This window comes from Corynebacterium sp. AOP12-C2-36, assembly GCF_052379185.1.
In the GTDB taxonomy this organism is placed as follows: Bacteria; Actinomycetota; Actinomycetes; order Mycobacteriales; family Mycobacteriaceae; genus Corynebacterium.
Genome location: NZ_JBQSYJ010000016.1, coordinates 1 through 26,055, shown reverse-complemented (window position 1 = coordinate 26,055; position 26,055 = coordinate 1). Strand labels below are relative to the sequence as shown.

General features: G+C 69.6%; 25 protein-coding genes, 1 pseudogene and 1 riboswitch. Of the genes and pseudogenes, 18 read left to right on the top strand and 8 right to left on the bottom strand.

The window, feature by feature from the left end:
* Position 1: 1 nt before the first annotated feature.
* A complete protein-coding gene (locus ACT3UN_RS12960; RefSeq protein ID WP_444657238.1) occupies positions 2 to 799 on the top strand; it encodes an SCO1664 family protein in 798 nt (265 codons plus the stop codon).
* On the opposite strand, the gene ACT3UN_RS12955 is transcribed toward ACT3UN_RS12960, so the two are convergent.
* Entirely contained in the window at positions 800 to 1,447 is a 648-nt protein-coding gene (locus ACT3UN_RS12955; protein WP_444657237.1) for a YczE/YyaS/YitT family protein, read from the bottom strand.
* Between the two features lie 76 nt (positions 1,448 to 1,523).
* On the opposite strand from ACT3UN_RS12955, the gene ACT3UN_RS12950 reads away from it, so the two are divergent.
* Complete coding sequence (locus ACT3UN_RS12950) at positions 1,524 to 2,402, top strand: SMP-30/gluconolactonase/LRE family protein (RefSeq protein ID WP_301441874.1); 879 nt, start codon at positions 1,524 to 1,526, stop codon at positions 2,400 to 2,402.
* 18 nt (positions 2,403 to 2,420) lie between these two features.
* Positions 2,421 to 3,470 carry a glucose 1-dehydrogenase gene (locus tag ACT3UN_RS12945; RefSeq protein ID WP_444657236.1) on the top strand — a complete coding sequence of 350 codons (1,050 nt, stop codon included), beginning with the start codon at positions 2,421 to 2,423 and terminating at the stop codon, positions 3,468 to 3,470.
* Here ACT3UN_RS12945 and ACT3UN_RS12940 read toward each other — a convergent pair.
* Both ACT3UN_RS12940 and ACT3UN_RS12935 read right to left on the bottom strand, forming a co-directional pair.
* The gene (locus tag ACT3UN_RS12940; RefSeq protein ID WP_301441876.1) at positions 3,451 to 4,614 is read right to left on the bottom strand and encodes an MFS transporter; all 1,164 of its coding nucleotides are present in this window, start codon (positions 4,612 to 4,614) and stop codon (positions 3,451 to 3,453) included. The two genes, ACT3UN_RS12945 and ACT3UN_RS12940, sit on opposite strands and share 20 nt — an antisense overlap.
* A complete protein-coding gene (locus ACT3UN_RS12935; RefSeq protein WP_301441877.1) occupies positions 4,611 to 4,934 on the bottom strand; it encodes an ArsR/SmtB family transcription factor in 324 nt (107 codons plus the stop codon). The genes ACT3UN_RS12940 and ACT3UN_RS12935 overlap by 4 nt, the downstream gene beginning before the upstream one ends.
* Before the next feature lie 156 nt (positions 4,935 to 5,090).
* On the opposite strand from ACT3UN_RS12935, the gene ACT3UN_RS12930 reads away from it, so the two are divergent.
* From ACT3UN_RS12930 to ACT3UN_RS12920, 3 genes are all read left to right on the top strand, one after another.
* Positions 5,091 to 5,816 carry a class I SAM-dependent methyltransferase gene (locus tag ACT3UN_RS12930; protein ID WP_444657235.1) on the top strand — a complete coding sequence of 242 codons (726 nt, stop codon included), beginning with the start codon at positions 5,091 to 5,093 and terminating at the stop codon, positions 5,814 to 5,816.
* A gap of 95 nt (positions 5,817 to 5,911) precedes the next feature.
* Positions 5,912 to 6,208, top strand: a complete 297-nt coding sequence (locus ACT3UN_RS12925) for a PLD nuclease N-terminal domain-containing protein (RefSeq protein WP_301441878.1) — start codon at positions 5,912 to 5,914, stop codon at positions 6,206 to 6,208.
* A 35-nt stretch (positions 6,209 to 6,243) separates the two neighbouring features.
* Complete coding sequence (locus tag ACT3UN_RS12920; RefSeq protein ID WP_301441879.1) at positions 6,244 to 6,774, top strand: GNAT family N-acetyltransferase; 531 nt, start codon at positions 6,244 to 6,246, stop codon at positions 6,772 to 6,774.
* An 82-nt stretch (positions 6,775 to 6,856) separates the two neighbouring features.
* On the opposite strand, the gene ACT3UN_RS12915 is transcribed toward ACT3UN_RS12920, so the two are convergent.
* A complete protein-coding gene (locus tag ACT3UN_RS12915) occupies positions 6,857 to 7,900 on the bottom strand; it encodes an alpha/beta hydrolase (RefSeq protein ID WP_301441880.1) in 1,044 nt (347 codons plus the stop codon).
* Positions 7,901 to 8,126: 226 nt separating this feature from the next.
* Between ACT3UN_RS12915 and ACT3UN_RS12910 the strand changes: the two genes are divergently transcribed.
* Both ACT3UN_RS12910 and ACT3UN_RS12905 read left to right on the top strand, forming a co-directional pair.
* A complete protein-coding gene (locus ACT3UN_RS12910; RefSeq protein WP_301441881.1) occupies positions 8,127 to 9,452 on the top strand; it encodes an SLC13 family permease in 1,326 nt (441 codons plus the stop codon).
* Between the two features lie 133 nt (positions 9,453 to 9,585).
* Positions 9,586 to 10,728, top strand: a complete 1,143-nt coding sequence (locus ACT3UN_RS12905) for a calcium:proton antiporter (protein WP_441582464.1) — start codon at positions 9,586 to 9,588, stop codon at positions 10,726 to 10,728.
* On the opposite strand, the gene ACT3UN_RS12900 is transcribed toward ACT3UN_RS12905, so the two are convergent.
* The gene (locus ACT3UN_RS12900) at positions 10,633 to 11,898 is read right to left on the bottom strand and encodes an MFS transporter (protein WP_441582463.1); all 1,266 of its coding nucleotides are present in this window, start codon (positions 11,896 to 11,898) and stop codon (positions 10,633 to 10,635) included. The two genes, ACT3UN_RS12905 and ACT3UN_RS12900, sit on opposite strands and share 96 nt — an antisense overlap.
* 55 nt (positions 11,899 to 11,953) lie before the next feature.
* Here ACT3UN_RS12900 and ACT3UN_RS12895 point away from each other — a divergent pair, with 55 nt between their 5' ends.
* From ACT3UN_RS12895 to ACT3UN_RS12880, 4 genes are all read left to right on the top strand, one after another.
* A complete protein-coding gene (locus ACT3UN_RS12895; RefSeq protein WP_301441884.1) occupies positions 11,954 to 12,688 on the top strand; it encodes an AraC family transcriptional regulator in 735 nt (244 codons plus the stop codon).
* 30 nt (positions 12,689 to 12,718) lie between these two features.
* Positions 12,719 to 12,816: riboswitch (TPP riboswitch) on the top strand.
* Positions 12,806 to 13,579 carry an ABC transporter ATP-binding protein gene (locus ACT3UN_RS12890; protein WP_444626457.1) on the top strand — a complete coding sequence of 258 codons (774 nt, stop codon included), beginning with the start codon at positions 12,806 to 12,808 and terminating at the stop codon, positions 13,577 to 13,579. (Overlaps the previous riboswitch by 11 nt.)
* A complete protein-coding gene (locus tag ACT3UN_RS12885) occupies positions 13,579 to 14,346 on the top strand; it encodes an ABC transporter permease (RefSeq protein WP_301441886.1) in 768 nt (255 codons plus the stop codon). Before ACT3UN_RS12890 ends, ACT3UN_RS12885 begins: the two co-directional genes overlap by 1 nt.
* A complete protein-coding gene (locus ACT3UN_RS12880; protein WP_444657234.1) occupies positions 14,343 to 15,368 on the top strand; it encodes an ABC transporter substrate-binding protein in 1,026 nt (341 codons plus the stop codon). The genes ACT3UN_RS12885 and ACT3UN_RS12880 overlap by 4 nt, the downstream gene beginning before the upstream one ends.
* On the opposite strand, the gene ACT3UN_RS12875 is transcribed toward ACT3UN_RS12880, so the two are convergent.
* From ACT3UN_RS12875 to ACT3UN_RS12865, 3 genes are read right to left on the bottom strand one after another with little or no spacing between them, the layout of a single operon-like run.
* On the bottom strand, positions 15,353 to 16,087 hold the full coding sequence (locus ACT3UN_RS12875; RefSeq protein ID WP_441582462.1) for a lysophospholipid acyltransferase family protein: 735 nt from the start codon (positions 16,085 to 16,087) through the stop codon (positions 15,353 to 15,355). The two genes, ACT3UN_RS12880 and ACT3UN_RS12875, sit on opposite strands and share 16 nt — an antisense overlap.
* 25 nt (positions 16,088 to 16,112) lie before the next feature.
* On the bottom strand, positions 16,113 to 17,819 hold the full coding sequence (gene ilvD / locus ACT3UN_RS12870) for a dihydroxy-acid dehydratase (protein WP_301441889.1): 1,707 nt from the start codon (positions 17,817 to 17,819) through the stop codon (positions 16,113 to 16,115).
* 28 nt (positions 17,820 to 17,847) lie between these two features.
* On the bottom strand, positions 17,848 to 19,185 hold the full coding sequence (locus ACT3UN_RS12865) for a helix-turn-helix domain-containing protein (RefSeq protein WP_441582461.1): 1,338 nt from the start codon (positions 19,183 to 19,185) through the stop codon (positions 17,848 to 17,850).
* 63 nt (positions 19,186 to 19,248) lie between these two features.
* Here ACT3UN_RS12865 and ACT3UN_RS12860 point away from each other — a divergent pair, with 63 nt between their 5' ends.
* From ACT3UN_RS12860 to ACT3UN_RS12835, 6 genes and pseudogenes are all read left to right on the top strand, one after another.
* Positions 19,249 to 20,256: an ABC transporter substrate-binding protein gene (locus ACT3UN_RS12860; RefSeq protein ID WP_301441891.1), complete on the top strand. Its 1,008-nt coding sequence runs from the start codon at positions 19,249 to 19,251 to the stop codon at positions 20,254 to 20,256.
* A gap of 20 nt (positions 20,257 to 20,276) precedes the next feature.
* A pseudogene (locus ACT3UN_RS12855) lies at positions 20,277 to 20,987 on the top strand (siderophore-interacting protein); the annotation flags it as partial.
* 244 nt (positions 20,988 to 21,231) lie between these two features.
* Complete coding sequence (locus tag ACT3UN_RS12850; protein ID WP_301441892.1) at positions 21,232 to 22,416, top strand: sensor histidine kinase; 1,185 nt, start codon at positions 21,232 to 21,234, stop codon at positions 22,414 to 22,416.
* Between the two features lie 27 nt (positions 22,417 to 22,443).
* A complete protein-coding gene (locus ACT3UN_RS12845) occupies positions 22,444 to 23,358 on the top strand; it encodes a polyphosphate polymerase domain-containing protein (protein ID WP_301441893.1) in 915 nt (304 codons plus the stop codon).
* A gap of 47 nt (positions 23,359 to 23,405) precedes the next feature.
* Positions 23,406 to 24,092 carry a DUF4956 domain-containing protein gene (locus tag ACT3UN_RS12840; protein WP_301441894.1) on the top strand — a complete coding sequence of 229 codons (687 nt, stop codon included), beginning with the start codon at positions 23,406 to 23,408 and terminating at the stop codon, positions 24,090 to 24,092.
* A gap of 1 nt (position 24,093) precedes the next feature.
* Positions 24,094 to 26,007 (top strand): CotH kinase family protein, encoded by a 1,914-nt coding sequence (locus ACT3UN_RS12835; protein WP_444657233.1) that lies wholly within the window; start codon positions 24,094 to 24,096, stop codon positions 26,005 to 26,007.
* Positions 26,008 to 26,055: the final 48 nt, after the last annotated feature.

The following is a 26,055-nucleotide window of genomic DNA, read 5'->3' as shown; positions in this document are numbered from 1 at the left end:
CGTGAGCTCCGACGTCACCGGTACTCTCCCGCAGGGCGAGCTCGAACTGGAGGGGCGCATCGTCGCCGCGTCGAACGCCACCTTCCGTGGCACCGTCGACGGGACACTGGTGGTGTACAAGCCGCTGATCGGCGAGAAGCCGCTGTGGGACTTCCCGGACCGAACCCTGGCACGCCGGGAGGTGGCGTCCTACGTCCTGTCGGACGCCCTGGGTTTCGACGTGGTGCCGCGCACCTGGTTGCGCGACGGCCCGTTCGGCGAGGGCATGGTGCAGCTGTGGTGCGAGCCGGTCACCGACACCTCGCCGGTCGAACTGGTGGCCACGCCGGACGCCCCGCGGCTGGTCGCCGACGGCTGGCGTCACGTCCTCGACGGCGTCGACGAGGACGACGAGCCGGTGTCGTTGCTGCACGAGGACTCCCCCGCGTTGCGGCGCATGGCGCTCTTCGACGTGCTGGTCAACAACGCCGACCGCAAGATCGGCCACATCCTGCCCGCCGCCGGCGGGCACCTGTTCGGCGTGGACCACGGCCTGACCTTCCACACCGAGGACAAACTGCGCACGGTGCTGTGGGGTTGGGTCGGTGAGGACCTGCAGGACGCCGAACTCGCCGCGGTGCGCGCGGTGCGCGACGGCCTCACCAGCGACGTCACCGGCGGACTGGCCGAGCGGCTCGGCGAGCTGCTCAGCGTCGCGGAGGTCGCCGCCCTGGCCGGGCGGTGCGACCGGCGGCTCGCCGCGGGCCGGTTCCCCGCCCCGGGCGGCCACATGCCGGCGGTGCCGTGGCCGGTGTTCTGACTACTTCTTTCCCACGAGGCGTTCCACGGCGGGCCGGTTGAACTTCTCGGTGAAGTTCTGGATCAGCGGCCCGTTGAAGAACGCGGTCATCACGGTACCGAAGCCGACCTGGCCCTTGAACAGGATCGCCAGGACCACGATCAGCACGTCCTGCGGGACGCGGACCCAGGTGTAGGACAGCTTGGTGCGCTCCACGATCATCGGCGCGATCGCGTCGTAGGGGGCGGTTCCGACCCCGGCGCTCATGTAGGCGCTGGCGCCGAAGGCGAAGACCCCGATGCCGATGAGGAAGAACATGGTCATCACCAGCATCGACGGATCCTCGGGCTTCAGCGGCTTGAGCATCCAGGTGAACAGGTCGATGAAGAACCCGGTGAGCACCATGTTGATCACGGTGCCGGGCCCGATGTACTTGCGCCCCCAGATCAGCACGGGGATGAACAGCACGAGGTTGCTGAGCAGCTGGTAGGCGCCCAGTGTCCACCCGAGCGACGCCGCGATGCCGATGTTCATCGCGGTGTACGGGTCGACGCCGACCCCACCCGTCTGGAGGATGGCCGCGCCCAGTCCGATTATGATTACGCCGAACAATGCATGGCCACTGCGCAGCAGTGTCTCCCGTGTCGTCCGGTCTCCTGTTTTCGCCATGCCGCCACGCTACCCCGCGATACCTGCGGGGGTAGCCTTACCACACTGCGTTCGGGGCGTGCCTACACTCAGATTTATGAGAGCCTCACAGTTCACCGAGCCGGTCGCTTTCCACGCCGAGGGCCCCGTGTGGTGGCCGCAGGACGGTTCGTCCGTCGCCGGAACGCTGCGCTACGTCGACATGACCGCAGGTCGGGTCCTCACCGCCGCGCAGGACGGATCGGTCACCGCCGTCGCCGTCGGCGACCCGGTCGCCGCGTTCCTGCGCCCCCGCCGGGGCGGCGGAGCGGTGGTCGCCACCGAGCACGCCGTCCGCCTCGCGGACGACCCGGCCCTGTCCGACCTGGCACCGGTGGTGGACGTCCTGTCCTCCTCCGAGGTGCGCTTCAACGACGGCGGCTGCTCGCCGGACGGGACGCTGTACGGCGGGTCGATGCGCTACGACCAGGCGTCCGGCGGCGGGGTGCTGGTGGCGCTGGCCGCCGACCGCACCGTGACCACGGCACTGGAGGCGGTGACGGTCTCCAACGGCATCGACTGGAGCCCGGACGGGACGCTGGCGTACTACAACGACACCCCGACCCGCTCGACGCAGGTGTTCTCGTGGGACGCCGAGCAGGGCCTGCACGACGGACGGACCCTGTTCACCCTCGACGACGCCGACCCGGCCGGTGGGCCCGACGGGTTGTGCGTGGACGCCGAGGGCAACGTGTGGACCGCCGTCTACGGCGGCTCACGCGTGGAGTGCCGGGACCCCTCGGGACGCCTGGTCGAGCAGGTGGACCTGCCGGTCACGAACATCACCGCCTGCACCTTCGGCGGTGTGGACCTGGACCGCTTGTTCATCACCACGACCAGGGAGAGCGTCCCCGACGGCACCCAACCCACCGCCGGGGCGGTCTACGTCGCCGAACCCGGCGTCCAGGGACAACCCGTCCGGCAGTACGCCGGATAGTCGATTTCAGGAGGAACCATGAAAGCCATCACTGTAGAACCAGGTCGGGCCGACTCCCTGACCGTCGAGGAGTTCGACGCCCCCACCCCGGGGCCCGGCGAGCTGCTCGTCCGTGGACTCGCCCTCGGCGTGTGCGGAACCGACCACGACCTGAACTCCGGCGGTTACGGCTGGGCGCCGGAGGGCCACAAACGCCTGATCATCGTCCACGAGTCCCTCGGAGAGGTCATCTCTGCCCCGGAGGGCTCCGACTTCGCCGAGGGTGACCTGGTCGTCGGCGTGGTGCGCCGTCCGGACCCGGAGCCCTGCGGCGCCTGTGCCCGCGGCGAGTTCGACATGTGCCGCAACGGCGAGTACCGCGAGCGCGGCATCAAGGAGATCGACGGCTTCGGCTCCCAGGAGTGGGTCGTGGACAAGGACTTCGTGGTCAAGGTCGACCGGGCGCTGGGCAAGACCGGCGCCCTGCTGGAGCCGACCTCCGTCGTGGCCAAGGCCTGGGACCAGGTCGACCGGGTCGGCAACCGTGCGTGGAACGAGCCGACCACCGTGGTGATCACGGGCGCCGGTCCGGTGGGTCTGCTGGCCGCACTGATCGGCCAGCAGCGTGGCCTGGACGTCCACGTCGTGGACCGGGTGGAGGACGGCATCAAGCCGAAGCTGGTTGCTGACCTGGGCGCGACCTACCACACCGGTGAGTTCCGGGAGATCCTGGACACCGTGGACCCGGACATCATCATCGAGACCACCGGTGCCGGCCCGCTCGTCGGCGCCTCCCTGACCCACGCGCACCCCTACCCGGTCGTCTGCCTGCTCGGCATCCAGGAGGGTGACCCGATGGAGGTCGACATCGCCGCCGCGGGCAAGCGCATGGTGCTCAACAACACCGCCGTGGTCGGTTCCGTCAACGCCAACGTTGACCACTGGCGGGCCGCGGCCAAGGCCCTCGGCGACGCCGACCGCGACTGGCTGTCGTCGCTGGTCACCCGCGTGGTGCCCCTGTCGAACTACGAGGAGGCCTTCGACCACCGGGACGACGACATCAAGGTGCTCATCGACCTGCAGGCCTGACCGGGTCGCCGCCGCGCGTTAGCAGCAAGCTGACGGCACCGGCGAGCAGCAGTGCTCCGCCAGCGGGGAGGAGAGCCCACCCCGCGAGGTCCGCTGCGACGGCCCCGCCGCTGAGCAGACCGCTTCCCGCCGCAGCGCCTACGGCAGAACCGAGGTACATCGCCGCCATCTGAAAGGCGATGACCGGCATGGCCTGGGCAGGTCGGTCGGCCGTCAGCGCCTGTTGCAGTGTGGGCACCGTAGCCCAGCCCGCCGCGCCCCAGAGCGCCGCGGCGATGATCCACACGATGGGGTTCGCACTGGTCCAGGCCAGGCTGAAGCCGAGCGCGAGAACCAACGGGAGCGCGATGAGGAACGGTCGTGGACCGACGCGGTCGAGTGGTTTGCCGATCAGGGCCGTTGCCCCGACCCCACCGATGCCCCAGGCCCACACCAGTGCGAACCCCCAGTCGTCCAGGCCGCGGGATTCCGCCATCGGCAGGAGATAGGTGTACAGCGCCAGGCTCGCGACACCGAGAAGGAATGCGGCCACAACGCCGAGGCTGGTCTTCGCCGAGCGCAGCACGCTGAAGACCGGCCCACCACCACTGTCCAATACCGGGAGGTGACGGGCTCGCAAAGCGAGCGCCGCCATGCTGCATACTCCGAAAGCGACGACCAGGGCCATGGTCCACCGCCAGCCCGCTGTGTCGCCGATCAGCATGCCGAGGGGGACGCCGGCGACCGTTCCGGCGGAGAGCCCGAAAGTCACCATCGACATCGCGCGGCCCCGTTCGGTGTCGTCCACCATGGCCGCCGCCGTCGCCGTGGCGACAGCGGTGAGGATGCCGGCACCTGCACCGGCGATGACCCGTGAAACGAGGAATACTTCCACGCCAGGTGCCAGGGTGGTGATGAGATTGCCGAGGTTGAAGACCCCGAGCGCGATCAGCAATGCACGGGCGGTGCTTCCCCGGGTCAGCCGTCCTGACAACAGAGGGCCCGCCACCGCGTACGCGGCAGTGAACGCCGTGACACCGAGTCCGATCATCGCTGCGGTGGTGGACAGGGAATCGGCGATCTGCGGCAGGACGCCGGCGAGGACGTAGGCGTCGATACCCAGGGCAACTGCGGCGGCGGTCAACGGCCATACCTTGCGGATCAAGGGTCCACCTCCTCGTATCCGCCGAGCACGGTGTCGATAAGTCCGGGGAAGCGGGACTCAAGGTCATCGCTACGCAACTCGATCATGCACTTGCGCCCCTCCGCACGGACGAAGACAACGCCCGACTCCCGGAGGAGCCTGGTGTGGTGCGTCAAGGTGGAGCGAGGCAGGTCGGGTCCGAGCTCGAGACTGTCGACCTCGCCACCATCGGAGAGCATGCGAACCATATTCAGCCGCAGTGGTTCACTGAGCGCGAAAAGTACGCGGTGGATGGTGATGTCGTCTGTGTCGGGATGTTCGTAGGTCCTGGATGGGGACATGCTCTTCTCCTCATTCGTTCGAATATTTCCGCACGATGATAGTGCGATAATTCCCGCACGGTCAAGGTGCGGTTGGGCTTTCCCGGTTCGTTAGAGTGGCCCCATGAGGTCATTCGAGGAGCTTGTCGCCGAGGCCGGGGCCGCCGACGTGGACGGTTGGGTTTTTCCTGGCTCGATGGCAGGGCCACCGAGGAGCGCCCGCCCTGGGGGTACGCCGGCCTGCTGTCCGCGCGGTTGGGGACCCTGGCGCAGAATCCCGGTGCCGCCGCCCTGGACATCGACACCGGCGGCGGTGAGGTGGTCGACGAGGCCCGCGTCCTGCCACGTCGCATGTCGGTGACGGAGTCCTGGCCGCCGAACGCGGACCGCGCCCGCGAGCGGCTCGGTCCCCGGGGCGTGGAGGTCGTCGGGACGCACGGGGCGCAACGGCTCCCCTTCCCCGACCGGTCCTTCGACCTGGTCAGTTCCCGGCACCCGGTGTCCCCGGACTGGTCGGAGATCCACCGGGTGCTCAAGCCCGGCGGACGCTACCTCGCGCAGCACGTGGGTCCGGCGTCCGGCTTCGAACTCATCGAGTACTTCCTCGGTCCGCATCCGGTGGAACGCGCGGCGCGGGACCCGCACGGGCCGGACGGGGAGGTCGCCGCCGCCGAGGCGTCCGGCCTGAGCGTCCGACGCCTGGAGACGGCCCGCTGCCGGATGCAGTTCTTCGACGTCGGTGCCGTGGTGTGGCTGCTGCGCAAGTGCGTGTGGTGGGTGCCGGACTTCTCGGTGGAGCGCTACGCCGATGCCTTGCGGGAGTTGGACGCCGGCATGCGCGCGGGCCGTCCGTTCACCGCGTACTCCAGCCGGCACCTCATCGAGGCGTCCCGACTCCCGTGAGTCATACCGTGAATCATCCCGTGGTCTGACGACGAGACCTCCTCCCCAGCGGCATCATGGTGGCAATACATCCCCACCACCTCTGGAGGAAAACAATGCAGTACACACTCGCCGCGGTCACCAACTCCGACGGAAGCCTGTCCGATGGCTGGGCCATCGCACTACTCGTCGTCCTCGGCGTCATCGCCCTGGCCCTGCTGGCCTTCATCATCGCCGCACTCGTCAGCGTCGTCACCAGCGACGTACTCGCCGGCGGCGGCAAGGCGGTCTGGTTCCTGCTGATCCTCGCCTTCCCGCTGCTCGGCGCGGCACTGTGGTTCCTGTGGGGACGCAAGGGGCAGTTCACCCAGAACGACGTCGCCGCGAACCGGGCCCAGAACGTCGCTCCCTGACAGGGCTCGACAACAACGTCAATACACTGGTCACCATGCCACTCACGCTCCGCCTGCCCGTCTCCACCGATGAAGCCCGCGTGCGTGAGTTGAACGCCACCTGCTCCACCGAGAGTTTCGACTTCCTCGCCGGCGCAGGACAACTCAGCCCCAACGCTGCCTCGGCAGGCCCGGCCGATGAAACAGGTGCCGTCCGTTCCGACTGGGCGGACTTCCTCGAGAGCGTCCGGTGTCAGCACCGGGGCGACAAGCTTCCCCCAGGTTGGCTCCCCGCAGACTTCCTCCTCGCAGAAGTACACGGAGCCGAGACCGGGATTGCTGCCGAGCCCACCCTCGTAGGTCGTTCCTCCATCCGCTACGGCCTCACCGAGAACCTGCTGAACTACGACGGTCACATCGGATATGCCGTGGCACCGGATTTCCGACGTCGGGGCTACGCCACCGAAATCTTGCGCCAGTCCCTGGCCCGACTCGCCGACCATGACATTCACCGGGCACTACTCACGTGCGACGACGACAACGCCGGATCGGCCGCCGTCATCGAGGCCAACGGAGGAGTTCTTTAGGACCTCCGCACCAAACCCGGCGACAGCGTACCCAAACGCCGCTACTGGATCCCGTGCTGACGTCCCCCGGCGACCCTCCCCGTCAGATCCTGTCGAGGAACGTCCAGATCGTGCCCTTGTCGAAGGCCGCACGCCGCCACGTGGGCCAGGTGTGACCGCCGAAGATGTCGTAGCGGAACTCGAAGTTGTCCAGTCCCCGGCGCACGGTCTCGGCCTGGAGCTGCCCGGTCATCACGAACGTCCCCGTCTCCACTGGCCCGCCGAGGAACATCGCGGCCGACGGATTCTCACTCCGCAGCTCCTCGGGGTGCACGATGCCGGTGGACACGTTGACCAGCACCGGCATGGTGAGATTGTCCAGGTTGAGGGTCGGGTTGTTCGCCGCACGGCTGGCCTCGGACGTCCAGGGAGCCCGGCCGCGGTCACTGAGGCGGGTGGCGCTGGTGTCGATGGCGAAGCGTCCTCCCGGCGACTGAGGGTCGTAGATTCCGCTGAGCGCGTAGACGGAGTTGTACTGCTCGGGATGCTTCGAGGCGATGTTCATCGTGGCGTAGGCCCCGGCGCTCAGCCCGACCACACCGGTGGTCCCCCGCCCGCCGTCCGGCACGTCGAAGGAGTTCTCGAGGTAATCCGGGAGTTCGTCGACGAGGAAGGTCTCGAACTGAGCGTCGTCGGCGTCGCCGGGGGCGTCCTCGTCCCAGTTCTGCGACCAGGTCCACGGATCGGTGACCGGGAAGACGAGGGTCTTGTCCTCCTCCGCCAGGTGGTCGAGCGCACCGGCCTTGTCGACCCAGCCGTTGACCTCGCCGGAGTCCGCGCCGTCCAGGAACAGGGCGACCTTGGGGTTCTGCTCGGTGTGCGCGGGGCGCACGATCACGGAGAACTCGCGGCCCATCGACGGGGACGGGACCTGGCACTCCAGGGCGCCGGTGGCGTCCTGCGGTAGCGACGTCCCGGCGCCGGAGCTACCGAGGCTCCCGGAACCGCTGCTGGTGGACGACTCAGCGGCGTCCTGCGGGACGTACGCCTCGCAGCCGGACGGCGCAGGACGTTCCGCTGCGTCCGCCACCACCGGTGGCAGGACCGCGACCGTACCGACGGCGGCGAGGGCGCCGGCGGTGAGCACGGCGGCCAGTCTGGTGGATCGTATGGGGAGGAGAGATGAGGGGTGCGCGGGCCTTCCCGCGGAGGGCAACGTCATGAATAAGCAGGTTACCGGGGCAAACGTATCCGCGGGGCGGAATGACCCGAAGCCCACCCCCGCGCCAGCGTCGGCCCCGAGAACGTTAGCTTCACCAAGCGGAGTACCATGACCCCGGTTATCCACCCGTCGCCACCCGCCAAGGAGTCCCGTGAGCCCGCACGTCCTGACGATCACCGTCCTGGTGCTGATCTTCCTCATCGGCACGCTACGCAACGTCAACCTCGGCATCCTCGGACTGGTCGGTGCATTCATCGTCGGCCTGGCGGTACCCGGTTTCGGCGACGGCGAAGGCGAAGGCGGCGGCGCCGACGGGGTGTTCGACCAGGTCTTCGCCGGGTTCCCGGTGGACCTGATGATCGCGCTGATGGGCCTGACGTACCTCTTCGGGTTCGCCCAGCAGAACGGGACGATCGACATCATCCTCGACTGGGCGATGAAGGCCGTGCGCGGCAACCGGGCGGTGATGCCCTGGATCTTCTTCGCCCTGACCGGCGCGTTCATGTCGATCGGCGCGATCTTCGCCATCGGCGTGATCTCCCCGCTGGCCATCCCCTTCGCCCGCCGCTACCGCATCAACCAGCTGATGATGGGCATGATGGTCGTGCACGGCGGCATGGCGGGGCTGCTCTCCCCGCTGAGTGTCTACGGCATCTACGTCAACGACTTCCTGCGCAGCAACGACCTCGGCAACCACCAGTGGACGCTGTTCCTCATGGCACTGGGGTTCAACGTGCTGATGGGGTGCATCGTGTACCTCTTCCTCGGCGGACGCCAGCTCTTCGGCGCACGGGCACGCGCGGACCTCGAGCTCGTCAGGGCCGACGAGGAGGGCGGTACGGGCGGGACCGACCGGACGGACCAGACGACGCGCCGTCACACCCGCGTCGGCTGGTACCAGGTGGTGACCATGGTCGGTCTGGCCGCGCTGGTCCTCGGCGCCGGCATCTTCGGCCTGAACATCGGTGTGGTGTCCCTGGTCATCGGCGGCTGCCTGGCGATCCTGAAGCCGGCGGCGTCGCACACGGCCCTGGCGAACGTCTCCTGGTCCACGATCGTGCTGGTCGGCGGCATGATCACCTACATCGAGGTGCTGGAGGCCGCCGGCACTGTCGACGTGATCTCCGACGCGGTGTCCTCCCTCGGCGCCCCGCTGATCGGGCTGCTCCTGCTGTGCTACCTCTCGGGCATCGTGTCGGCGCTGGCGTCGTCGATCGCCACGATCGGCATCGCCATCACCATGGCCGCGCCGTTCCTGGTCAGCGGCGACCTGCCGATCGCGGGCACCGCCGCCGCCATCGCCATCGCCGCCACCGTGGTGGACGTCTCCCCGTTCTCCACGAACGGTGCGATGGTGCTGGCCAACGTGGACTCCGCCCACCGCGACCGCTTCTTCCGCCAGATGCTCGTGTACTCCGGGGTGGTCGTCCTCATCGGCCCCGCGCTGGCCTGGCTGCTGGTGTTCCTGCCGTTCTGACCGGAGACGGACACCCCCACCCACACTGCCGCACCGGTGCTACCATGGCCACGAACATGAACTCCGGCGGGACGACCCGTCGGCACACCGCATGAGCAGGGACGGCCCCGCGGAAATTTCCGGGTACATGATCATGACCAGTGCATCCGCCCTGCGCGAGACCCTCACAACGTCCGTCGTCGCGCGTCTCGTCCTCGGCTGGGGGACCTTCCTGGCCACCCTCCTCGCCGGCCCCGTCCTCGACGGCGACCTGTCGACCCCGGCACTCACCGCCGTCCTCGTCGGCCTCGTCGGCGTGATCGTCGTCTGCGCCTTCGGCGTGGTCGCCCAGGCCGAACACCTCGCCCACCGCCTCGGCGACCCCTACGGCACCCTCGTGCTGACCCTGTCGATCGTGGTCATCGAGGTCATCCTGATCTCAGCGGTGATGCTCGGCCCCGGCGAACACACCACCATCGCCCGCGACTCGGTGATGGCGGTGTCGATGATCATCCTCAACCTCGTCGTCGGCGTGGCCCTGCTCGTCGGCGGCACACGCCACGGCGACCTCACCCCCAACCGGACGGGCACCTCGTCCTACCTCGCCCTGCTCGTGGTGCTGTCCACGATGGCCTTCGTGATGCCGGGCCTGATCGGGTCGGACGGCTCCTACACCTCCGTCCAGGCAGTGACCATCGCACTGCTCACCGTGGTGCTCTACGCCTACTTCCTGTACCGCCAGACCGGCGCGCAGGCCGCCGACTTCCGGGAGGTCACCGCCGAAACAACCACGCAGAAAACCACGCAGGACGCCCCGGCGCCGCGCGCCGACGGTGCCGGGCACCGCCCGGAGATCATCGCCCGCTCGGTCGTCCTGCTGCTCACCGTCCTGCCCATCGTGCTGCTCTCCCACGACATGGCCACGCTGCTGGACGAGGGCCTGGCCCGCGCCGGCGCTCCCGTGGCGTTGTCCGGCGTGCTCATCGCCATGGTCGTCTTCCTGCCGGAGACGATCACCGCGGTGCGCGCCGCCTACGCCGGGGAGATCCAGCGGGTCAGCAACCTGTGCCACGGCGCCCTGGTGTCCACGGTGGGGCTCACGATCCCGGCGGTGCTGGTCATCGGCATGGCCACCGGGCAGCACGTGGTGCTCTTCGAGTCCCCCACCAACCTGGTGCTGCTGGCGGTCACGCTGCTGTTGTCAGTGGCGAGCTTCACCGGCCGCCGGGTCACGGCGATCCACGGGGCGGCGCACCTGATGCTCTTCCTGGTCTTCGCCCTGTCGGTGTTCTCGTGAGGGGTCGCGCACCCCGGTCAGCACCGCGGCGGCGAGCAGCGGCAGGGCGATGAGCGGCAGCAGCGCAACCTCCAGACCCACGGTGTCGGCGGCCGCGCCGATCACCGGCGACGCCACCCCGCCGACCGAGACCGCCAGGCCGAGCGTCACACCGCTGGCGGTGCCGGGGTGCCGCGGCAGGTAGTCCTGCCCGAGTGTGACGTGCAGGGAGAACGGCACGTAGAGCACCACGGAGGTCAGCGCGATGAAGATCCACGCGACGGGCCCCGGGATCAGCAGCATGCCCGCGATCACGGGCGTGGCCACCAGGTAGGACGCCCGCAGCACCATGGTGCGCGGCCACCGCCGGGCGAGGTGGCCGCCGAGCGCGGTGCCGACGGCGCCACCGAGGTAGAACACGAACAGGGAGGCAGAGGCCAGAGCGTCCCCCACGCCCCGGTACTCGTGCATGAACAGCACGATGAACGAGCCGATGCCCACGAAGACCACCGAGCGGCACATGATCGCCACGGTGGTGCGCAGGAAACTCCCCCAGTCCTCCGGCAGCGCGGACGCACCAGCCGTACCGGACGCACCGGCCGGTGCGTCCTGCGCGGCGTGCACGCGCCCGGCCCACACGGCCGCGACGATCCCGGTCACCGCGGGCACGGCGAGCAGCGGGCTGGCGCGAAGGCCCAGCACACCGACCGTGGCGGCGACGACCACCGGCGCCACGGCGAAACCGAGGTTGCCGCCGAGGGAGAACCAGGACATCACCACGTGGTCGTTGCCACTGATCTGCCGGGCGCGTCCCGCCGCGGCCGGGTGGTAGGCGGCCACCCCGACGCCGGACACCGCGGCGACCAGCACGGTCACCCACAACGCCTCCGAGACCGCCACCGCGGCGATGCCGGCCCCGGCGACGGCGATGCTCACCGGGATCAGCCAGCGCATGCGCCAGCGGTCGCCGAGCACGCCGAACAGCGGCTGGACCACCGACGACGCCAGGGAGGACGCCAGCACCACCCCGGCCGCCGCGGCGTAGCCGTAGCCGCGTTCCAGCACGAGGAAGGAGACGAGGGCGGCGACCGCGCCCTGGTAGAAGTCGACCGTGGCGTGGGAGTAGGACAGCAGGCGGACGCTGCGTCTGGCGGCGGGGCTGGCGGCGGTACTGGCGGCGTGCGGGGTCATGGGGTCCACCGTCGCAGACCCCGTACCCGGCGCGCTTTCACTAGACTGACGACCAATGTCAGGAATCCGCCACGTCGCCACCGCGCCCACCGAGACCCGTCGCCTCGGCCCGGGCTCCGACGTGACCCCGCACTCCCACGACACCCACCAGATCGTGTACGCCAGTTCCGGGGTGCTGGAGGTCCTCGTCCCGGAGGGCACGTGGTTCACACCGTCGGTGCGGGCCGTGTTCGTCCCGTCCGGCACGGTCCACAGCTGGACGGTGCACGGCAGCGCCACGGTGCACCTGGTCGGGGTGCCGGAGTTCCCCGGCACACCCCCTCTGCCCTTCCTGGTCCCGGCGACCCCGCTGTTCCGGGAGCTCGCCGTGGCCTGCGCCGACGCCGGTGCACCGGTCACCGCCGCGCAGCACCGCCTCCTCGGCGTGCTCACCGACCAGCTGGTCGCCACGGACGCCCCGCCGACGATGCTGCCCACGGTGCACGACCCACGCCTGCGCGACGTGCAGCGCGTCGTCGAGGAGGACCTGTCGGCCACCCTCCCTCTGGCGGCGCTGGGACGCCGGGTGGGGGCGAGCGAACGCACCCTGTCGCGGTTGTTCCGGGCGGAGTGCGGGATGGGGTTCACCACGTGGCGTCATCAGGTGCGGCTGCACCGCGCCACTCTCCTGCTGGCCGACGGGGCCCCGGTGACGCAGGTCGCCGCCGCATGCGGCTACTCCTCCCCCAGTGCGTTCATCACCGCGTTCCGTTCGTCGTTCGGGCGGACACCGGGGTCGTTGTACCGATAGCCTATGATGTTGTCACCAACTGAACACAGATCAACAGACACGGGGTGTCCCTGCACGCAGGGGCTGAGATCACACCCGCTGAACCTGAACTCATTCACATGAGCGGAGGAATGTCCCATGCCGGAAGTCCCGGCGGTGGCGCTCGACCATGTCGACGTCGCCTACCCGAATTCACCCGCCGTCCTCACGGACGTGCACCTCACCGTCCCTGCCGGGGAGCATGTCGCCGTCATCGGCCGCTCCGGCTGCGGGAAGTCCACCCTGCTGCATCTCGTCGCCGGCCTGCTCGAACCCGCCCGCGGCACGGTGCGCGTGCGCGACGGCTCCGGTGCGGACGCCCGGCTGGCCCACTGTGCGCTGATGCCGCAGGGCGACAGCCTGCTGCCGTGGTTCAGCGTGCGCGACAACGTCGCCGTCCCGCTGCGCAACCGGGGCGTGGGACGCCGTGCCGCCCGGGAACGCGCCACCGAGACCCTGGCGTGGTGCGGGCTGGAGCACCATGCCCGGCACCGTCCCGACCAGCTCAGCGGCGGGATGCGCCAGCGTGCCGCCCTGGCCCGCGCGCTGCTGGCGGACAAGCCGGTGCTGCTGGCCGATGAGCCGCTCGGGGCCCTGGACGCGATCACCCGCGCCGAGATCCAGGACTGGCTGCACGGGGTGCTCAGCACCACCGACACCACCATGGTCATGGTCACCCACGACGTGGACGAGGCCCTGCTGCTCTCCCACCGCGTGGTGCTCGTGGCCGACGGGAGCGTGGAGCCTGCCGGACGCAGCCGCGAGGGCTGGTTCGACCGCCGGCGCGGACGCGCCCGGGAGGACGTCCTGGCCGACCCGGGGTTCGCCGCCGCCCGCTCGGCGCTGCTGCGCGAACTCGCCGGGGGTGCGTGATGGTCCGCAGATTCACCACCACCGTGCTGCCGCCGGTGGTCACCGTCGTCCTCGTGGCACTGGCGTGGCTCTGGGCCACCGCCGGTGACCGGGTGGAGGACTACGTCCTGCCGTCACCGGGGGCGGTGTTCACCGCCCTGCAGGTCAACTGGGCCGACCGGCTGGCCTCCGCGACGTGGCTGACGGTGTCGGAGACCCTGCTCGGTATCGGTGCCGGGGTGGCCGTGGCCCTGCTGGTCACCGTCGCCGCCGGGTACCTGCCGGTCATCGGCCGGGCGTTCACCCCGCTGCTCATCGCCTCGCAGGCGATCCCCACGATCGTTCTCGGCCCGATCCTCACCATCGCCCTGGGCTACGGCATGCTGCCGAAGGTGATCGTGGTGGCGCTGGTGTGCTTCTTCCCCGTCGCCATGAACCTGCTCGCCGGCATCCGCGGGGTGGACGACCGGCTGGTGGACACGATGCGCAGCATGCACGGCACCCGCGTCTCGGTGTTCTGGCGGCTGCGCTTCCCCTCCGCCCTGCCCGCCGGCTTCGCCGGGCTGCGCGTCGCGGTGACCTACGCTCCGGTCGCCGCGGTGTTCTCCGAGTACACCGGCTCCTCCGACGGCATCGGCTACCTGCTGATGCAGGCCATCCCCCGGCTGCAGACCGACTACGTGTTCGCCCTGGTCGTGGTCCTCACCCTCATGTCCGCCCTCCTCCTGCTCACCGCCACCCTGCTGGAACGACTCTGCTGCCCCTGGGCACCGAAAGGCTCACGATGACCCCCTCCAAGCTGCTCTCCCGTCCCGCCGCCGTGATCGTCACCGCCGCCACGGTGCTCTCGCTCGCCGCCTGCTCATACGGCGGGGACGCCTCCGACTCCGCAGACCAGACCCGTGTGCTGCTGGACTGGAACCCCAACCCCGACCACCTGGCCCTCTACACCGCCGAGCACACCGGCGCCTACGAGGACCGGGACCTGGACGTGGAGTTCCTGCTGCCCGGCAACACCGCCGACGCGGCGAAGGACGTCTCCCTGGGACGCTCCGACCTGGCCGTCAGCTACGAGACCTCGACCATCCTCGCCCGCGCCGAGGGCCTGGACGTGATCAACGTCGGCGCCCTGATCCCCACCCCGTTGAACTCACTGATCACCAAGAAGTCCTCCGGCATCACCACCCCGGCGGACCTGGAGGGCAAGACGGTGGCGACCTCCGGCTCGCCCTCGCAGACCGCCTCGCTGGACTTCATCGCCGAGAAGGCCGGCTTCGACGGCTCCACGATCACCACCCCGAACGTGCAGCAGAACCTGAACCAGGCACTGCTCAGCGACCAGGTCGACGCCATCTTCGGCGCCTACCCCAACATCGAGGGTGTGGAACTGGCCGAACGCACCGACATCACCACGCTCAGCGCCACGGAGATGGGCATCCCCTCCTCCGCGGAGCTGGTGATCATCGCCAACCCCACGCGCCTGGCGCAGGACGCCGACTACGCCGACCGCGTCCGGCGGTTCCTCGCCGGCACCGCCGCCGGACACGACGCCGCCCTGCAGGACCCCGACCTGGCGGTCGACGCCATGACCCCGGTGACCCAGGGGGCATACGACCCGGACCTGCTGGCCAAGATGGTCGACGCCACCGTGGACATCCTGCGCGAGGGCAACAGTGACGGCGACACCACCTTCGGTGTGCAGGACCCGCAGACCTGGGCGGACTACGCCGACTGGTTGCGCGACAACGGCCTGCTGGACACACTGGTGGACGGTGCGGCGGCCACCACGAACGACTACCTGCCGGAATAGCTCCTGTCCGCCTGGTCCGCCCTGTCTGCCCTGTCCTTGACCTGCTGCATCCGCTCCTGCAGCTCCCGGTTGTCCTCCCCCACGTCCCCGCTGGCGGTGAAGGGTTCACCGACGACCACGTGCACCGTCACCCGGCGTCCGCCGAGCCGGGGCCGCTGCCCCCTGGTCCAGAGTTTCTGTGTTCCCGAGCAGCCCACCGGCACGATCACGGCACCGGACTGCGCGGCCATCCGTACCGCGCCGGTCTTCAGCTCGCCGATCTCCTCCTCGTGACGGATGGTGCCCTGCGGGAAGACCGCCACGACCTCACCCCGGGCCAGGGCGTCCGCCGCCTCCGTGAGCGACTGTCCGCCCTTGCCGGGCGTGCGGTCCACCGGGATGCCGCCGAGTTCGACGAAGAGCTTCGTGATCCACCGGTTGGCGAAGGCCTCCTTCTTCAGCAGGGCGTGCGGCTTGCGGTCCCCGCGCACCACCATCGGGCCGTGTACCGGGAGCATGTCGTAGTAGGCCCGGTGGTTGGGTGTCAGGACCACCCCGCCGGTCAGCGGGATATTGGCCGCCCCCTCGATGCGCACCCGGATGTTCTGTACCCAGAACAGCCCCAGCAGCAGACTCTTGGCGACGTCGTAGGGCGCCCGGCGGCGCTGACGCGGCGCCGGGGGTGTCCCGTCGACGGTGGAGATGACGGCGCGCGCCACGCGGGACATTTCGTTCGACATGGTAAGTACCCTATCGAACCCGGTCTCACACGTTCGTCACCGCTCCCAGCGAGGCGGACTGCACCAGCTTGGCGAACTTGCCCAGCACCCCGTGCAGCCGCGGGTTCGGCGGCGGGGTCCACCCCTCGGCACGCTGGGCCAGGGTCTCCTCGTCGACGAGCAGGTCGATGCTGCGCGAGGGGATGTCCACCCGGATCGGGTCACCGTCCTCGACGAAGGCGATCGGCCCACCGTCCACGGCCTCCGGGGCGACGTGCCCGATGACCAGGCCTGTCGAGCCGCCGGAGAAGCGCCCGTCGGTGATCAGCAGCACGTCCTTCCCGATGCCGGCACCCTTGATCGCGCCGGTGATCGCCAGCATCTCGCGCATGCCGGGGCCGCCCTTGGGCCCCTCGTAGCGGATGACCACCACGTCGCCCTTCTTCAGCTCGCCGTTGAGCACGGCGTCCATCGCCGGCTTCTCCTGGTTGAACACCCGGGCGGTGCCCTCGAAGACCTCGGCGTCGAAGCCGGCGGTCTTGACCACCGCACCCTCCGGGGCCAGGGAGCCGCGCAGGATGCTCAGCCCGCCGGTGGCGTGCAGCGGCTCGTCCAGGCTGCGCAGGATCTTGCCGTCGGGGTCCGGCGGGTTGATCTCGGCGAGGTTCTCCGCCACCGTGCGGCCTGTAACCGTCAGGCAGCTGCCGTCGATGAGTCCGGCGTCCAGCAGGGCGCGCATGACCACGGGGATGCCGCCGACCTTGAAGACGTCGTTCATCACGTAGCGTCCGAACGGCTTGAGGTCGCCGAAGTGCGGCACGCGGTCGCCGACGTCATTGAAGTCCTGCAGCTTCAGGTCGACCTCCGCCTCGTGGGCGATGGCCATCAGGTGCAGCACCGCGTTGGTCGAGCCGCCGAGTGCCATGACCACGGCCACGGCGTTGAGCAGTGACTCGCGGGTGATGATGTCGCGGGTGGTGATCCCCTTCTCCAGCAGCCCGACCACGGCCTTGCCGGACTGCCGGGCGTACTCGGTGCGGTTGCGGTGGATCGCCGGCGGGGCGGCGGAGCCCGGCAGGCTCATGCCCATCGCCTCGGCGGCCGAGGCCATGGTGTTGGCGGTGTACATGCCGCCGCAGGCACCCTCGCCGGGGCACACGGCGCGTTCGATGATTCCCACGTCTTCCTCGGACATCTTGCCCGCGCGGCAGGCGCCGACGGCCTCGAAGGCGTCGATGAGGGTGACCTCCTTCTCCGTACCGTCGCTCAGGCGTGCCTGCCCCGGCATCGTCGAGCCGTTGTAGAGGAACACCGAGGACAGGTTCAGGCGGGCCGCCGCCATGAGCATGCCGGGGATGGACTTGTCGCAGCCGGCCATCACGATGGAGCCGTCGAGGCGTTCGGCGGACATGACCGTCTCCACGGAGTCGGTGATGACCTCGCGTGACACCAGCGAGTAGTGCATGCCCTCGTGCCCCATGGAGATGCCGTCGGACACGGAGATCGTGCCGAACTCCAGGGGGTAGCCGCCGGCGGCGTGCACGCCTTCCTTGGCGAAGCCGGCGAGCTTCTTGAGGGTGAGATTGCAGGGGGTGATCTCGTTCCAGGAGCTGGCGACGCCGATCTGCGGCTTGTCCCAGTCGTCGTCTCCCATACCCACCGCGCGGAGCATGCCTCGCGCGGCGGTCTTCTCCAGGCCGTCGGTCACGTCACGGGAACGGGGCTTGATGTCGTGCTTCGCAGTGTGTTCCATACGACAACTCTAATGGAACCGGCGGCGATCACACGTAGCCCCGGTAGCCGCTCGGCGGCACGCCGTGCTCGCGGGCGAAGACGTGGCTGAAGGAACTGGTGCCGGAGTAGCCGAGGTGCTTCGCGATGCTGCGCACGTCCACCCCGGCGAAGAGCAGTTGGCGGGCGATGCCCATCCTCGCCGAGGTCCGCCACCGGCGGAATCCCCCGTCCAGCGCCTCGTCCAGCTCGTCCCGGGTGCAGCCCAGGAGCTCCGCCCACTGCCCCACCGACCGGTCCGACGACGGCTGGCGGTGGAACTCTTCGAGCAGCCGCGTCATCAGCCGCGAGCCCTGCCGGTCGTCCTCGGAACCGTGGGCGAGGTAACCGTAGAACAGCCCGTCCACCAGCGCCGTGGTGGTGGGTTCGATCGGGTCGTACTCGCGTGCGGACGCCGCGAGCAACGCGGCGGCGTCCTGCGGGTGGACGCGGACCGGCCCACCGGCCCGCGGCGTCCTGCCGACGCGTGCGCCGACCGGCAGCACGAGGCTGCCGGCGTCCATGCGCACGACGTTCGGGATCCCGGCCGGTAGCCAGGTCAGCTCCCCCTCGCCGAGGTCCACGGTGAGCTCACCGGCGGAGACCCGTGCACTGCCGCGGTACACCCAGACCAGCACGTGCATCCGGTTGGTGCGCGGCCACGTCGAGCGTGCCGCACCGGCCTGCACCGGGGCCCGGACCGGGACGGATGTCGTGCGCATCAGCCGCGACAGGGCCGAGGCGGAGGACAGGCCCACCCGGTGCGCGGCGCTCGCCAGGGTGGCCCCGGGTTCGCGCAGGTACGCCTCGGCGGCGGCGACCCGGGCCCGCGCCCGCCACTGCCCCACGCTCAACGCGGTCTCCTCCCGGAAGCGGCGGTGCAGCGTGGCCGCCGACAGGTGCACGGCGGAGGCCAGGTCGGCGACGTCGACGGGCGTGCTCAGGTCGTCGAGCAGGATGCGAGCTGCCTCGCGCGCGCCGGTGGAGGTGGGCATCGCCGCCGGGGCGGGGCCACGCTGCTCCTCCTGCAGGTAGCCCAGGCTCGAGGCGAACTGGTCGACGAGCCGGTCGTGCCAGGCGGCGTCCACCGCCCCGGTGGTCGCCCCGCCGTCCACGGTGAAGGGCAGGGCGTCGTCGCCACGGCAGCGCATGCCGAGCACCACGGCGTCCGGTCCACGGTCGACGTGCAGGCGCTGACCTGCGTTGACCCACACGCCGCGCCCCTCGCCGAGCCGCAGGCTGGCGCTCGTCCCCCTGCCGACGACCACGTGCGCGGAGCCGGTGAGCGTCCAGAAGAACACGGGGAACCTGAGTTCAACAGGTTGCGTCATACGGTCAATCCGGGCCATGCGTCCGACCGTACACTCGTCCCCCGTAAACAAGGTCAGGCTTAGCTACAAGGAGGACAAGAAGTGGGAACAGCAGGAACACGGGGCATGTCGGTGCTCGTGGCGTGCGCGTGCGTGGTCGGGTTGGCGGCGTGCTCGTCGTCCTCGGACGACGAGAGCAGCACCAGTACCGAGGCAAGCGCCGAGAACAGCAACAGCACCGAGACCGTGGAGCACGCCTACGGCAGCACCGAGGTGCCGGTGAACCCGGAGCGCGCCATCAGCTTCAGCCAGGCGTGGTCGGACTCCTTCGCCGCACTGGGCCACCCGGTGTCCACGCAGGTCATCAGTTCCGTCTTCACCGACGACACCGTGCCGTGGAACACCGAAGCCTCCGGGGCCGCAGCCGAGACGATCACGAACACCGGGGGCGGCGGCAACGCCATCGAGTCCTTCGGCCTGGAGGAGATCGCCGCGACGGACCCGGACGTGATCCTCGCCGGCTACGTGCCCGATCAGGCGACCTACGACGCCCTGTCGGAGATCGCGCCCACGGTGGCCACCGTCGGCACCGGCAAGGTCGACGACTGGCGTGAGGTCACCACCGCCGCCGGACGCGTCCTCGACGAACAGGACCGGGCCGAGGAGGTCGTCGCCGACGTCGACGAGCGCATGGCACAGGTCACCGAGGAGTACCCGGCGGTCGACGGGGCGAGCTTCGCCTACGCCGCCTACACCGACGGCTCGTTCAGCGTGCTGTCCTCGGAGGACGACGCGGCCAACAAGTTCTTCACCGACCTGGGCATGGACCTCACCGCCGACGAGATCGAGGGCGAGGCGAACGCCCGCGGCATCGAGGTGTCGGCCGAGAACATCAGCCTGCTCGACATGGACCTGCTGGCCGTGTGGGTGCGCGGCACGACGCCGGACGACCTGCCCGACGGGCTCTCCGGCTGGTCGTCACTGCCGTCCGTGGAGGCCGGCACGGCCGCCGAGCTGCAGTCCGCCGCCGCCACCGCCCTCGGCGCGCCGACGGCGCTGGCCATCCCGTGGCTGCTCGACGAACTCGACACCTACTTCAGCAACCTGTGACGCCCCCGGAAAGGAGCCGCATGAACAACAGCACCACAACCAGCACCGACGAAGAGGTCGTGACCTCGGTCCTCAGCAGCGAGGAGCACACCCGGGGCCTGAGCGAACTGGCCATGGAGGTCACCTCGGTGACCCCGCGCCACCCGTGGCTGGTGCGGGTCACCGGCCACGTCGCCGGCATCACCGACCACGCCGCCTGGGAGCCCACCAACCTGGCGGTGCGTCTGGCGATCCCGGACCCCGGTGACGCGATCGGCGAGATGACCGGCCAGCCCGACACGTGCCGGCGGGTGTACACCGTCGCCGCCTTCGACCGCGACACCGCGACCCTGGACGTGGACGTGGTGGTGCACGGCGAGGACTCGCCGATGATGTGCTGGCTGCGCGGTCTGACCCCCGGCGACCTCGTGCCCTTCGCCGGGCCGCGTCCGCACCCCGCGCCGACGCGCACCTCCCCCGAACAGCGCATCCACCTGCTGGCGGACGGTTCGGCGTACCCCGCCGCCAGCGCGATCGCCCGCGCGGTGGCCGTGGACACCGTGACCCTGGCCGTGCCGGACGGCGACCCGACGGCCTACGCCGCCGACTTCCCCGGCGCGGACGTCCGCCTCGCCGACGGCACCGCGGGCACTCCCCTGGCCGACCTCGTCGGCGAGCTCCCCTCGGACGACACGACGGTCTTCTGGGCCGCCGGTGAGCGCGAGGACATCCGCGGCGTGCGCCACCACTGCCTCAAGGTCCTGGAGCTGCCGAAGGACCAGGTCCAGGTCTTCGGCTACTGGCGACGCGGCAAGTCCGGCACGCAGGCCGACCTCGCGCGCCTGCGCGCCGCGGCGTCCTACCAGGAGCAGGGGCGACGCCGACGATTTCGATATCGAGATCTAGCGGGTATCTGCCGTCGTACCACGAACGTGGTACGCCAGAATCCCACGTCTGCGGGATTCGCCCCGGCCCCGCCGGGGAAAGAATGGTCACATGACCAGTCGACCTCATCCGGAGCACCGCATCCCGCGGTGGGCCGGGGACGTGGCACTCATGATCCTCGTCATGATCCCCTCCGCGTTCCCCAGCCCGCGTCCGCCGATGGCGGGCCCCGGTGGGGCGGCCTTCCCCGAGCTGCTCCCCACGCTCGCCCCCGTGATCCTCTCCCTCATCGCCGCACTGCAGATCCCGCTGCGCCGCAGCGTGCCGGTGTCGGTGTTCCTCGCCGCACTGTGCATCTACCTCAGCACCCTGCTCGCCGACATCCAGCCCCTCGGCCCGGGCATCGCCGCGATCATCGCCGCCTACAGTGTCGCCAACCAGACCCGACGTCCCGTGTCCTTCACCCTGTGCGGTGTCGGTGCCGTCCTCGTCGCCGTGATCAGCCTGTTCACCACCGAGCAGATGGCGCTGGACCCGCAGGTCTTCCAGATCGCCGCGGGCATCGCCATCGCCGGCGCACTCGGCGACAGCGCACGTTCTCGCCGCGAGTTCACCCGGGCGGCCACCGAACGCGCCGAACGCGCCGAACAGACCCGTGAGGCCGAGGCCCGCCGCCGCGTGGCGGAGGAACGCCTGCGCATCGCCCAGGACCTGCACGACACCGTCGCCCACCAGATCTCCGTGATCAGCCTCAACGCCGGCGTGGCGTCCAGCTCCCTGGACACCCGCCCCGACAAGGCCCGCGAATCCCTCGGCACCATCCGCGCGGCCTCCCGGGAGGTGCTCGGCGACATCGGCGTCCTGCTGAACTACCTGCGGGAGGACGCCGCGACGCGGCACCCGCAGCCCGGCCTGCGCGACCTCGACGCCCTGGTCGACTCCATGACCGCCACCGGCATGAAGGTCACCCTGCGCGCCGACGGCGACCCGGACCGCGTCGGCACCACCGTCGGCCAGGTGACCTACCGGGTGGTGCAGGAGGGCCTGACCAACGCCCACAAGCACGGTTCCGGACGCGCCGCCAACGCGAGCGTCTCCGTGCTGGACGACTCGGTGCTGGTCACCGTCACCAACCCGACGTCGCGGGCCGACCCGAACCAGCCGAACGCGCCCAGCGGCCAGTTGGGCCTGACCGGGCTCCGCGAGCGGGTCACCGCCGCCGGCGGCACCGTCACGCTCAGAAAGGACAACGACATCTTCACCCTCGTCACCGAACTCCCGCTCAGTGACACCTGAGCACGACACCTGAGGAAAGGAACAACCATGACGAAGCCGAACAAACTCAGCCACGAACTGCGCGCCCCGGGCAAACTGCACTCCTTCAACCGCTACGAGCTGAAGTACCTCGTGCCCGCCGAGCAGATCCCGGCGATCCGCCAGGAGCTCACCGACCGGATGGAACGCGACCCGCACGCCGGCGAACGCGGCTACGGGGTGTGGAGCGTCTACTACGACACCGACAACCTGCGCTTCTACTACGAGAAGATCGAGGGCCTGAAGTTCCGCCGCAAGCTGCGGATCCGCCGCTACGGCGAGACCGGCGGGGCCGACGAACCGCTCACCGCCGACTCGATGGTCTCCGTGGAGATCAAGCAGCGGGTCAACCGTGTCACCCAGAAACGCCGGGTGATGCTGCCCTACAACCTGGCCCTGGACCTGTGCGACCGCCGCCAGCGTGTGGAGTACCCCGGCGCCGACCAGAGCTTCATCGACGAGGTCCTGGACCTGGTCATCCGCCTGGACCTGCGTCCCATGGCGATGACCGGCTACCGCCGGGAACCGTACGTGGGAACGGACGCCGACCTCGGCCTGCGGGTCACCCTGGACCACCGGGTACGTGGCCGCGACCGCGACTTCGACCTGCGTGCCGAGACCGACAGCCGCTACATCATCCGCCCGGACCTGGCGGTGATGGAGGTCAAGGTCAACGAACGCGCACCCTACTGGGTGACCGACATGGCCGCCCGCCACGACCTGCAGGTCCAGCGGATCTCGAAGTACTGCCAGAGCGTCGAGGCCCACGGCATGGCGCCGCGCTCGTTGTTCCACGCCCCGGACGACGACCACGTCGACCCCGCGGCGCTGGGCGCCGAGGCGGCCGAGGCGTCCGACACCTCGGGTCCGTCCGAGCAGAATGCACCGGCGGAGTACGTGCCCCGCCACAGTCACGTGCACTGATCCCCTTCCCCCAACCAACTTTTCGTCACCAGCAGAAAGACTTCCCCATGAACCTCGATTTCGGTCTCACCGACCTCTCCGGAACGTTCAGCGTCGCTGACGTCCTGCTCTCCCTGACCCTGGCCTTCGTCTGCAGCCTCGTGGTCGCCTGGGTCTACCGCAACACCCACAAGAACATCAGCTACAGCCAGGGCTACGTGCAGACCCTGATCATCCTGGGCATGCTGATCTCCCTGATCATGCTCGTCGTCGGCTCCAACGTGGCCCGGGCGTTCGCCCTGGTGGGTGCCCTGTCCGTGGTCCGCTTCCGTAACGCCATCAAGGAGACCCGTGACGTGGGCTTCATCTTCCTGGTGATGGGCATCGGCATGGCCTGCGGTACCCGCTTCTACACGCTCGCGATCCTGGCCACCGTCGTGATCTGCGCGGTGATCCTGGTGATGCACCGGTTCAACTGGTTCGCCCTGGACGTCCAGCGTCAGGTCGTGAAGCTGCAGGTCCCCGCCGACGGTGACGACTACAGCCCGGTCATCGACGACATCCTGATCCGCAACACCACCGAGTACGAGCTGATCAGCACCGAGAGCGTGCGCGGCGGGTCGCTGGTGGAGTACAGCTACACCGCGAAGCTGAAGAAGGACGTCAAGGCCGCGGACCTCATCAACGAGCTCCGGGTCGTCAACGCCGGCCAGAAGGCCACCGTCCTGACCGGGTACGACCAGACGGACATGTGACATGACGGACTCCACCAACGCCAAGCGCACGCCGCTACGGCACCGGGTGCCGGTGCGGCTGCGCCACCACTGGAAACTGCTCGTCACCGCCATCGCGGTGTGCGTGGTCGTGGCCCTGGTCTTCGGTGCCAGCATGGTGCGCCCGTACATCACCTCGGACCTGGTGTCCGAGACGGTGATCACGCAGAACATCGAGGGCGACACCGACCTCTTCGACGACGGCGGCGACCACACCATCGACATCACCTTCAACCAGACCGAGTACGACGAGATGATCTCCACGTTCCAGAACGAGGGTGAGAAGGAGTACATCCGTGCCGACATCACCATCGACGGGACGCTGATCGAGAACGTCGGGCTACGGCTCAAGGGCAACTCCACGCTGTCGTCGCTCAGCGGCGGCATGGGTGGCGGCATGGGCGGCGAGATGGGCGGCGGTCCCGGCGAGAACGAGGACGACGCCGCTGCCGATGACGCTGCTGCCGACGACACCACCGCTGACACCGAGGCAGACGACGCCGAGCAGGGCGGCATGGGCGGCGGAGGTGGAGGCATGATCCAGCTCTCCGAGGACTCCCCCGAGGACCTCCCGTGGCTGATCAGCTTCGACGAGTACGAGGAGGGTCGCGCCTACGAGGGCATGACCGAGATCGCGTTGCGTCCTGCCACCAGCGGTTCAGACGTGGCGTTGAACGAGGCGCTCGCCCTGGAGATGACCGCCGAGGCCGGCCAGACGACGCAGGACTACAGCTTCACCTCGGTGTCGGTCAACGGCGGCGACTCGGTGGCGCGCATCGTGCTCGACACCCCGGACGCCCCGTGGGCGGACGAGTTGGGCAACGGTGTGCTCTACAAGGCGCGTGCCGACGGTTCCCTGGACTACCTGGGCGAGGACCCGACGGAGTACGAGGACTCCTTCAAGCAGATCAACAGCGAGGGCGGGTACGACCTGCAGCCGGTGATGAACCTGTTGAAGTTCCTCAACGAGTCCACCGACGAGGAGTTCGCCGAGCAGCTCGACGACTACATCGACGCGGAGTCCTACGCGGAGTACCTGGCGATGCAGGAGATCCTGTCGAACAACGACGCGATGGACGGCCCGGGCAACAACTACTACCTCTGGTACGACGCCGACGAGGAGCAGTTCACGATCCTGTCCTGGGACCTGAACATGTCGCTGTCCGGCGGCATGGGCGGTGGCGGCGGCATGGGTGGCGGCATGGGTGCCGACACCACGCAGGACGACACCACGCAGGACGACGCGACGGGCGATGCCGCCGACGGCACCGCAGATGACGCCGCTACGTCCGGCGAGATGCCGCAGATGCCCGACGGTGCTGCAATGGGCGAGATGGGCGAGATGGGCGAGATGGGCGAGATGCCCGAGGGCGGCATGCAGGGCATGCCGCAGGACGGTGAGATGCCGCAGATGCCCGACGGCACCGAGATGGGCGACATGGGCGAGATGCCCGAAGGCGGCATGGGCGGCCCCGGCGGCGGTGACGAGGACGGCGAAGGCGGCGGTGGTCCAGGCGGCGGAAGTGGCAGCAGCATCCTCAAGGAGCGTTTCCTCGACAACGAGGAGTTCCGTGCGATGTACGACAGCGCCTACTCCGACCTGTACGACCAGCTGATCGCCAGCGGGTACGCGCTCGACACCCTCGACGAGCTCACGGAGCGGGCGGTCGCCGCCGGCGACACCGGTGCCGAGACGCTCTCCGAGTCGATCCGCTCGACCCTGGAGTCCGTCAGCGAGGAGGCCCCCGAGCCCAGTACCGGTATGGGCGGCGGTATGGGTGGTGGCATGGGCGGCGGTATGGGTGGTGGCATGGGCGGCGGACGTCCCGACGACACCGATACCGACACTGGCACCCAGGCAGATCAGACCGACCAGACTGATCAGACCGACGCCTGAGTCACCCTCGGCAGAGAAAGAGTCCCGGGCCCCCTCCCCAGGGGTCGG

Bases quoted from the DNA above. Each gene is read 5' to 3' on its own strand.
- ACT3UN_RS12840 (WP_301441894.1), top strand. From the start codon at position 23,406: ATGAACCTCGATTTCGGTCTCACCGACCTCTCCGGAACGTTCAGCGTC.
- ilvD (WP_301441889.1), bottom strand. From the start codon at position 17,819: ATGGAACACACTGCGAAGCACGACATCAAGCCCCGTTCCCGTGACGTG.
- ACT3UN_RS12885 (WP_301441886.1), top strand. From the start codon at position 13,579: ATGGTCCGCAGATTCACCACCACCGTGCTGCCGCCGGTGGTCACCGTC.
- ACT3UN_RS12935 (WP_301441877.1), bottom strand. From the start codon at position 4,934: ATGTCCCCATCCAGGACCTACGAACATCCCGACACAGACGACATCACC.
- ACT3UN_RS12880 (WP_444657234.1), top strand. From the start codon at position 14,343: ATGACCCCCTCCAAGCTGCTCTCCCGTCCCGCCGCCGTGATCGTCACC.
- ACT3UN_RS12905 (WP_441582464.1), top strand. From the start codon at position 9,586: ATGACCAGTGCATCCGCCCTGCGCGAGACCCTCACAACGTCCGTCGTC.
- ACT3UN_RS12835 (WP_444657233.1), top strand. From the start codon at position 24,094: ATGACGGACTCCACCAACGCCAAGCGCACGCCGCTACGGCACCGGGTG.
- ACT3UN_RS12955 (WP_444657237.1), bottom strand. From the start codon at position 1,447: ATGGCGAAAACAGGAGACCGGACGACACGGGAGACACTGCTGCGCAGT.
- ACT3UN_RS12945 (WP_444657236.1), top strand. From the start codon at position 2,421: ATGAAAGCCATCACTGTAGAACCAGGTCGGGCCGACTCCCTGACCGTC.
- ACT3UN_RS12850 (WP_301441892.1), top strand. From the start codon at position 21,232: ATGACCAGTCGACCTCATCCGGAGCACCGCATCCCGCGGTGGGCCGGG.
- ACT3UN_RS12890 (WP_444626457.1), top strand. From the start codon at position 12,806: ATGCCGGAAGTCCCGGCGGTGGCGCTCGACCATGTCGACGTCGCCTAC.
- ACT3UN_RS12875 (WP_441582462.1), bottom strand. From the start codon at position 16,087: ATGTCGAACGAAATGTCCCGCGTGGCGCGCGCCGTCATCTCCACCGTC.
- ACT3UN_RS12865 (WP_441582461.1), bottom strand. From the start codon at position 19,185: ATGGCCCGGATTGACCGTATGACGCAACCTGTTGAACTCAGGTTCCCC.
- ACT3UN_RS12900 (WP_441582463.1), bottom strand. From the start codon at position 11,898: ATGACCCCGCACGCCGCCAGTACCGCCGCCAGCCCCGCCGCCAGACGC.
- ACT3UN_RS12950 (WP_301441874.1), top strand. From the start codon at position 1,524: ATGAGAGCCTCACAGTTCACCGAGCCGGTCGCTTTCCACGCCGAGGGC.
- ACT3UN_RS12845 (WP_301441893.1), top strand. From the start codon at position 22,444: ATGACGAAGCCGAACAAACTCAGCCACGAACTGCGCGCCCCGGGCAAA.
- ACT3UN_RS12895 (WP_301441884.1), top strand. From the start codon at position 11,954: ATGTCAGGAATCCGCCACGTCGCCACCGCGCCCACCGAGACCCGTCGC.
- ACT3UN_RS12920 (WP_301441879.1), top strand. From the start codon at position 6,244: ATGCCACTCACGCTCCGCCTGCCCGTCTCCACCGATGAAGCCCGCGTG.
- ACT3UN_RS12925 (WP_301441878.1), top strand. From the start codon at position 5,912: ATGCAGTACACACTCGCCGCGGTCACCAACTCCGACGGAAGCCTGTCC.